We start from the raw sequence: 7,871 nt of genomic DNA on the forward strand, positions 1-7,871 counted from the left end.
GGCGGACCGGGACCGCCGGTTCCTGGTCCGGGACCGCGTTGGTGCGGTCCGGGACCGCGGCCGTGCTCGTGGGGACCGGCAGCGGCGGTCCGGGGACCGGCTTGCGGTGTCCAGGACCGCGGCGTCCGCGATCAGCGGCGGCCCTGGCCCGACCAGGGCCACGCAGAGCCCGGCGGCCATCTCTGGGCCAGCCCGGGCCCAACCAGGCCAGCAGCAACGACCACGATGGCGAGTTCGATCCGGAGTACGTCAGCTAGACAGATGTCCGGTATTTCCGCAGTCGAGGAGAGGAATCCGACTAGCCGGCTTCGCCCTCAAGCTCCCTGCGACGCTTCTCCGCCCAAGCTCTGATGTCGGCTGTCGCCCACACGCGGCCCACCGTCAGGTGAGCGATCGGCTTAGGGAAGTCCGCACGGTCTGCGAGGGTGTTGGCTCGCTGCCTGGACACACCGAGGAAGGCCGCGATCTCGGCCATGGCCATAACGTCCTCGGTCATCGATCCAGACCATCCAGGCCGGGCCCTTTACGACTCGTCAACAAGGGTCGCCCAAAGGGCTTGACGAGTCGTCAACCCCTCAGCGAGAGTCGGAGCATGCCCATACGGATGGTCCTCAAACCGATACCGCTTGCTCCTGTTCATCGGCCCGTGTGGCGACGCTGGTTCCGCCGTGATTGTTCCTGCGGCCTGAGGTGGAAGAGGTGTCCCGACAAGCGCCAGGCCGTACCCGTCGAACCGATCCCCGGGCCGCCCGCACGAATCGAGCCGCCCATCTGGAACCAACCCACACAGATCCTCTGGGCGGGAAACCTGCTCACGCGAGGGCAGGCGTACAAAGGGATCGGCGGCAGGCATGCCTAGAGAGCACCTGCCGCTACGCCCTCTGTGGCTGTGTCGAGTCTGCGCCGACCCCTGGCCGTGCGCTAACGCTCGACTGTCCCTGAAAGCCGAGTACGCCCAGGATCGCACCGCGCTATGTGTCTACCTCGGGTCGATGCTCTACGACGCCTGCGAGGACCTGACGAAGCTGAACCCCAACGATGTCGACGTGACCGCCCTCTACACACGGTTCGTCGGATGGCCCGACAGGTTCCGTAGGCGCGACTGATGAGCGGCCGAGTAAGCAGGACCCCAGCGGATTGCTGGGTCCCCTTATGCGCTGGTTGAGCACTCTCGATGTCCGCAACCTTGCTCCTGGCACCCGAGCCGCCTTAGCCGACCATGACAGCGGCAGTTCCTTACAGCGACAGACAGCCGATCCCCGTTGATGCCGTAGGCGAGCGCCGGCCGGGCATCGGTGCTGTCCAGTTCGTCAAGGTCCCCGGCCCTCGCCCGGACCGATCCCGGCACAACTCCTGTTAGCTCACCACTGGGCCGCCCGACGGGGTCGCCGTCCCTGTCCGCGTTCAGCCGCAACGCCACCAGGACGGTGCGATGCACTCCTGAGGCGCAGAGGGGTCCCGACGATGAGGCACAACCTGAAGTAACACGATCGGTACGAGGAGATCGCCCGGCACCAACCCGGCGAACGTTGGTGGACACCGCATTAGCGGGTCGGCGAGAGCTGCCGGGCGAAGCGGCGTACGGCGTCGGTGACGGCGGCCGGGGCGTCGAAGTTGGCCAGGTGCGCGGCACTCGGGATCAGCTCGATCCGGGTGCCGGGGCGGGCCCGCGCGAACGCCCGCTCGCCGGCGCGGAACAGCAGGTCCCGTTGCCCGTTGAGGATGAGCACCGGGGCGGAGACGGCCGCGAGGCTGGCGGCGTCGAACCGGCCGAACAGGTCCCGCCAGGCGACCGGCAGGGTGTGGAAGGCGTAGCCGTCGGCGATGGTGGCGTCGACGACCTCCGGCGGGTACAGCCGGCGCAGCAGCCGGTCGTTCCACCGGGTGAGCCGGTCGGCGGGCACCCGCGCCACCAGGGCCGCCATCAGCCGGTACGGCACGGTCAGCGGCCCGGTGGTGGCCGCGCTGGCGCCCATCAGCACCAGCCCGGCCAGCAGGTCCGGATGCCGTCGCGCGAGGTGCAGGGCGACGTATCCGCCGAGCGAGTGCCCGACCACCACGGCCGGGCCGGCGTCGAGGTCGCGGACCGCCTCGGCCACGAGGTCGGCGGCCCGGTCCAGGTCCCACGGTTCGGCCGAGCGGCGGCCGTGCCCGGGCAGGTCGACGGCCGCCACCGGGAAGTCGGCGGCGAGGGCGGCCAACTGCGGCTGCCACTGGCCACGGGCGAACCGGGTGCCGTGCACCAGCACGATCGGCGGCTGCTCCACAGTGCTCAGTGTGCCTCCGGGTCCACGCCGAGCGCCGCCCGGCCCCCGTCCACCGGCAGGGTCGCCCCGTTGACGAAGGCGGCCTGGGCCGAGAGCAGGAAGGCCACCACGTCGGCCACCTCGGCGGTACGCCCGATCCGGCCCACCGGGTGCAGCCGGGCAAGTTCCGCCTCGACCCGGTCCGCCTCGACCGGTGCCAGTCCGCCCACGAAGGCGGCGTGCCGCTCGGTGTGGATCGAGCCGAGCGCCACCGCGTTGGTGCGGATGCCATGCCGGCCGTACTCCACCGCGAGCGCCCGGGTCAGCCCCTCCACGGCGGCCTTCGCGGTGGCGTACGGGAGGGCGCCCGGCACCGCCCGGCGCGCCTGGTGGGAGGAGACGTTGACGATGGCGCCGCCGGTGCCGGCGGCGAGGAAACGGCGTACCGCGGTGGCGGCGCCGACCACGGCGGGGCGCAGGTTCCGGTCGATCAGCGCGCAGACCTCGGCGGCGGACGCGCGGTGCAGGGACGCGTCCCGGAAGACGGCGGCGTTGTTGACCCAGCCGGCCAGCGGCGCGGCGGCCTCGGCCAGGTCGGCCGCCCGACCGGTGACCGCCTCGTCGCCCGCGTCGCCGGTCACCGGGAGCAGCCGGTCGGCGGCGGGATGGCCGGCGAGCCAGGCCAGCGCCGCCGGGTCGTGCTCCACCACGACCACGGTCCCGCCGTCGGCGGCGAGCCGTTCGACGACCGCCCGGCCGACGCCGCGGCCCCCACCGGTCACCACGTAGGAAGGCCGGCCGCCACCGGTCAGCCCGGTGCCGGATGCGGGCGACACCGGATCACCCGGCCGGGCGCCGGTGGATGACCACGCAGGCCAGTCCCGGCCCGGCGTGCGCGGCGACCACCGCCCCGGCCTCGGTGACGTACGTGTCGTGCAGGCGCTCGCCGAGCCGCTCGGTGAGCGCGGACACCAGCTGCTCGGCGCGCTGCGGCGCGGCCAGGTGGTGCACCGCCAGGTCGACCTCGGCGTCGCCGGCCGCCTCGACGGCCAGGTCGACCAGGCGGGCCACGCCCCGGCCGGCGGTACGGACCTTGTCGCGGACCACGATGGCACCGTCCGGCATGTGCATGATCGGCTTCACCGAGAGGGCGGTGCCGAGCAGCGCCTCGGCCGCGTTGATCCGGCCGCCCCGGCGCAGGAACTCCAGCGTGTCCACGTAGAAGAAGATGGTGGTCCGGTCGATCGCGTCGACCGCGGCCCGGCGTACCCCGTCGAGGTCCGCGCCCCCGGCGGCGGCCGCGGCGGCGGCGAGCACCGGGAAGCCGAGGCCCATCCCGGTCGAGCGGCTGTCGACCACGGCGATCCGGTCGCCGAACTCGGTGGCGGCCAGCCGGGCCGCCTCGACGGTGCCGGAGAGCTCGGCCGACAGGTGCACCGAGACCACCCCGTCGGCGCCACCGGCGAGCAGCGTGCGGTAGACCTCGGCGAACTGTTCGGGGGCCGGGCGGGAGGTGCTCACCGAGACCCGCCGGCCGCTGAGCGCCCGGGTGGCGTCGGCCGGGAACGTCTCGATCCCCTCCAGCCCCTCCGCGCCGTTGAGCACGACGGTCAGCGGGACGACGGTGAGCCGGTGCGCGTGGACCAGCTCGGGCGGAAGGTAGGCGGTGGAGTCGGTGACGACCGCGACGGGCATGCCCGGCACGCTAGCCGATGCGGCGGCGGCGCGCCTCAGACCGCGTCGGCCGGCGCGGGCTGCGTGACGAGGCCGACATTGTGCGCCCGCAGGTGCCAGCCCCGGACGTCGTCGTGGCGCAGCTCGCTCCAGTGGCAGTTGGCCAGCGACCCGACGGTGCGCAGCACCGCGTGGTCCCAGCCGAGCAGGTGGCCGAGGCCCTGCCGGGCACCGCCGCCGTGGGTGGTCACCACGACCGTCCCGCCGGCCGCCAGGTCGGCCGCGTCCTGGAACGCGGCGCCGAGCCGCTTGCCCAGGTCGTCGAGGGTCTCGATGCCGGCGCCCGGATCGGGATCGCCGGCCCGCCAGCGGGCGTACTCGGCGGGGAACCGCTCGGCCACCTCGGTGAGCGTCAGGCCCTGCCACTGGCCGAAGTGCCGCTCGCGCAGCCGGGCGTCGGAGCGTACCGGCAGCCCGGTGAGCGCGGCGAGGGCGGCGGCGGTGTCGGCGGCCCGGCGCAGGTCGCTGGCGAGGATGGCGTCCGGGCGCAGCGCGGCCAGCACTGGCGCGGCCAGGCGGGCCTGCTCGCGACCGAGGTCGTTGAGGGGTACGTCGGTCTGCCCCTGGACCCGGTTGGTGGCGTTCCAGTCGGTGTTGCCGTGCCGCCAGACGATCAGACGGGTCATTCGGCGCTGGCGGTGCCGGCGGCGGAGTCGGCGAGGTCCCGGTCCACGAACGGGATCTGCGGGCAGTCCTTCCAGAGCCGGTCGAGGGCGTAGAACTCGCGCTCCTCGGTGTGCTGCACGTGCACCACGATGTCGACGTAGTCGAGCAGCACCCAGCGGCCGCCCCGCTCGCCCTCGCGCCGGACCGGCTTGGCCTTCTCCGGCAGCTCCAGCAGCCGCTCCTCGATGGCGTCGACGATGGCGAGCACCTGACGCTCGTTCGGAGCGGCGGCCAGGACGAACGCGTCGGTGATGGCGAGCTGGTCGCCGACGTCGATGATGACGATGTCCTGCGCCTTCTTGTCGGCCGCCGCCTGGGCCGCGGCCATCGCCAGCTCGTGCGCGCGTTCGGAAACTGTCACCGTTCTCCTTCGATCAACCGTGCGACCCTCCAAGCCTCTCACACCCGGCGGGGCGACGACTTGTCAGTTCTGGCCGATTACGCGGACAAACGCTCACGTTCCTGGCGAAATCACCGCTGGTAGAGCCGCCGTTTGGCGATGTACTGCACCACACCGTCGGGCACCAGGTACCAGACCGGCTCGCCCCGGGCCACCCGCGCCCGGCAGTCGGTGGACGAGATGGCCATGGCCGGGACCTGGACCAGGCTGACCGTGTCGGCGGGCAGGTGCTTGTCGGAGAGCTCGAAGCCCGGCCGGGTGACCCCGATGAAGTGCGCCAGCGCCAGTGCCTCGTCGAGGTCCTTCCAGGACAGGATGCGTTCCAGCGCGTCCGCCCCGGTGATGAAGAACAGCTGGACCTTGGGGCCGTACTCGGCGTGCAGGTCGCGGAGGGTGTCGACGGTGTAGGTCGGCCCGCCCCGGTCGATGTCGACCCGGCTGACCTGGAACCGCGGGTTGGAGGCGGTGGCGATCACCGTCATCAGGTAGCGGTCCTCGGCCGAGCTGACCGGCTCGTCCGCCTTCTGCCAGGGCTGCCCGGTGGGGACGAAGACCACCTCGTCCAGACCGAACCGGTCGGCCACCTCGCTGGCGGCGACTAGGTGCCCGTGGTGGATCGGGTCGAAGGTGCCGCCCATGATGCCGACCCGCCGGATGTCTTCCTCCACCCCGCGATCGTAGGCGGCGCTCCCGAACCACCCGGAGAGGCCTTCCGCGAGCGGCTCGCCGGGCCATATACTCGTTCACGAGTATTCGTCGACGAGCACGAGGTGGAGGAGCGGCATGGCGGGGCGACGGAAGGTCGGCAACCTCACGGCGTTGGCCGTGCTCGCCGTCCTGGTCGAACGCCCGATGCACCCGTACGAACTGGCCACCACCCTCCGCGACCGCGGCAAGGACCAGGACATGGGGATCAAGTGGGGGTCCTTCTACACGGTCGTGCGCAACATGGAACGGCACGGGCTGATCGCGGCCGTGGAGAGCGTCCGCGAGGGCCGGCGCCCGGAACGCACGGTCTACCGGATCACCGCCGACGGCCGGGCCGAACTGATCGACTGGGCGCGTGAGCTGGTCGCCACGCCGACCAGCGAGCGGTCCTCGTTCCGGGCCGGCCTGTCGGTGCTCGCCGCGATCCACCCGGACGAGGCCGGCGCGCTGCTGCGCGACCGGCTCGCCGCCGTGGAGGCGGGGATCCGGCGGGAGCGGGCGGCCTACGCGGAGCACGTCCGGCAGGTTCCCCGCCTCTTCCTGGTCGAGAACGAGTACGACCTGACGATCCGGGAGGCCGAAGCCGCCTGGATCCGCTCCCTGCTGGCCGAGCTCACCTCGGGCAGCTACCCCGGCCTGGCCGAGTGGCGGGCCTACCACGAGGTCGGCCTGCCCGGGCCGGCGGGAGGGGGCGGCACCACCACCTGACGGAAGGCCCCGGCCCGGTGCGCCAACACCGTGCCGGGGCCCTTACCCCGAACCGACACCTGACGGCGCCCGGCCCGGAGCGGCAACCACGAGGATACCGGCGCTCCCGCCAGGTGGGTTCGGCACGCGACGACCACCGACAACCCCTGGGAGGAACCGTGTCCAGAGTGCGCACAGCCATCGTCATCGGCGGCGGCATCGCCGGTCCGGTGACCGCGCTGGCCCTGCACCGCGCCGGCATCACCGCCACCGTGTACGAGGCGTACCCGAGCACCGCCGACGGCATCGGCGGGACGCTCGCGCTCGCCCCCAACGGCGTCGCGGCGCTGCGCCTCGTCGACGCCGACGAGGCGGTCACCGCCATCGCCACCCCGATCGACCGGCAGGCGCTGGCCATGGGCCGCCGGCACGTCCCGCTGCCCGCCCTGGCCGGGGTGCCGCCGCTGCGGGTGGTGCACCGCGCCGCGCTGCACCGGGTGCTGCACGACCGGGCCGTGGCCGAGGGCGTGCCCATCACCCACGGCAGGCGGCTGGTCGGCGTACGGGAGACGGCCGGCGGGGTGACCGCCACCTTCGCCGACGGCAGCACCGCCACCGCAGACGTGCTGATCGGCGCGGACGGCATCCACTCCACGGTGCGTACGCTGATCGACCCGCACGCGCCGGGGCCGCGGTTCACCGGGCTGCTCGGCTTCGAGGCGGTGGCCCGGCACGAGGTGCCGGCGACGCCCGGCACGATGACCTTCGCGTTCGGCCGGGGCGGCTACTACCTCTACTGGCCCGAGCCGGGTGGCGGCACCCGGTGGGGGGTCAACCTGCCGCAGCAACGGCCGTTGCGCCTCACCGAGGCCCGGGCCGTACCGCCGGGCGAGTGGCTGGAGCGGCTGCGGGCGGCATACGGCGACGACGACCCGGGCGGGGACCTGATGCGCACCAGCAGCGCGGAGGAGTTGCAGGTGGTGGGCTCACTGCACATCATGCCGCCGGTCCCGCACTGGCACCGGGGGCGGATGGTGCTGGTCGGCGACGCGGCGCACGCCCCCTCGAACAGTTCGGGTCAGGGGGCGTCCCTGGCCATCGAGAGCGCCGTGCAGCTGGCCCGCTGCCTGCGCGACCTGCCCGACGTCCCGGCCGCCTTCGCGGCGTACGAGCGGCTGCGGCGCGAGCGGGTGGAGAAGGTGGCGGCGCGGGCGGCCCGGATCAACCACGCGAAGGCCCCGGGAGCGGTGGCCCGGGCGATCATGCCGGTGCTGATGCCGCTGTTCATCAAGGCCGCCATGAACCCGGAGAGGACGGTCGGCCCCGAGCAGCGGTACGTCATCGACTGGGATGCGCCGGTGACCGTGGGTTGAGCCGGCGCTCGGGGGTGGCGTACCCGGTCGGGTGCGTCACCCCCGGCCACCGGTCAG

Annotated in this window: 8 protein-coding genes; 2 read left to right on the plus strand and 6 right to left on the minus strand. The window is 73.2% G+C overall.

The window, feature by feature from the left end; all coding sequences use genetic code 11:
* Window positions 1-1,544: 1,544 nt before the first annotated feature.
* From ACWEVO_RS22930 to nadD, 6 genes are all read right to left on the minus strand, one after another.
* Complete coding sequence (locus ACWEVO_RS22930; protein WP_452309579.1) at window positions 1,545-2,267, minus strand: alpha/beta fold hydrolase; 723 nt, start codon at window positions 2,265-2,267, stop codon at window positions 1,545-1,547.
* 5 nt (window positions 2,268-2,272) lie between these two features.
* Complete coding sequence (locus ACWEVO_RS22935; RefSeq protein ID WP_452309580.1) at window positions 2,273-3,082, minus strand: SDR family NAD(P)-dependent oxidoreductase; 810 nt, start codon at window positions 3,080-3,082, stop codon at window positions 2,273-2,275.
* 4 nt (window positions 3,083-3,086) lie between these two features.
* On the minus strand, window positions 3,087-3,941 hold the full coding sequence (locus ACWEVO_RS22940) for a DegV family protein (RefSeq protein WP_452309581.1): 855 nt from the start codon (window positions 3,939-3,941) through the stop codon (window positions 3,087-3,089).
* Between the two features lie 35 nt (window positions 3,942-3,976).
* Window positions 3,977-4,606: a histidine phosphatase family protein gene (locus ACWEVO_RS22945; RefSeq protein WP_452309582.1), complete on the minus strand. Its 630-nt coding sequence runs from the start codon at window positions 4,604-4,606 to the stop codon at window positions 3,977-3,979.
* Window positions 4,603-5,007, minus strand: coding sequence for a ribosome silencing factor (rsfS, locus tag ACWEVO_RS22950; protein WP_091197022.1), 405 nt, complete (start codon window positions 5,005-5,007; stop codon window positions 4,603-4,605). Before rsfS ends, ACWEVO_RS22945 begins: the two co-directional genes overlap by 4 nt.
* A 110-nt stretch (window positions 5,008-5,117) precedes the next feature.
* Window positions 5,118-5,714: a nicotinate-nucleotide adenylyltransferase gene (gene nadD, locus ACWEVO_RS22955; RefSeq protein WP_452309583.1), complete on the minus strand. Its 597-nt coding sequence runs from the start codon at window positions 5,712-5,714 to the stop codon at window positions 5,118-5,120.
* 115 nt (window positions 5,715-5,829) lie between these two features.
* Between nadD and ACWEVO_RS22960 the strand changes: the two genes are divergently transcribed.
* Together ACWEVO_RS22960 and ACWEVO_RS22965 are read left to right on the plus strand one after the other, a co-directional pair.
* Entirely contained in the window at window positions 5,830-6,462 is a 633-nt protein-coding gene (locus ACWEVO_RS22960) for a PadR family transcriptional regulator (protein WP_452309584.1), read from the plus strand.
* Between the two features lie 167 nt (window positions 6,463-6,629).
* Window positions 6,630-7,814 carry an FAD-dependent monooxygenase gene (locus tag ACWEVO_RS22965; RefSeq protein WP_452309585.1) on the plus strand — a complete coding sequence of 395 codons (1,185 nt, stop codon included), beginning with the start codon at window positions 6,630-6,632 and terminating at the stop codon, window positions 7,812-7,814.
* The last annotated feature ends 57 nt before the right edge of the window (window positions 7,815-7,871 follow it).

This window comes from Micromonospora sp. NPDC003776, assembly GCF_053605645.1.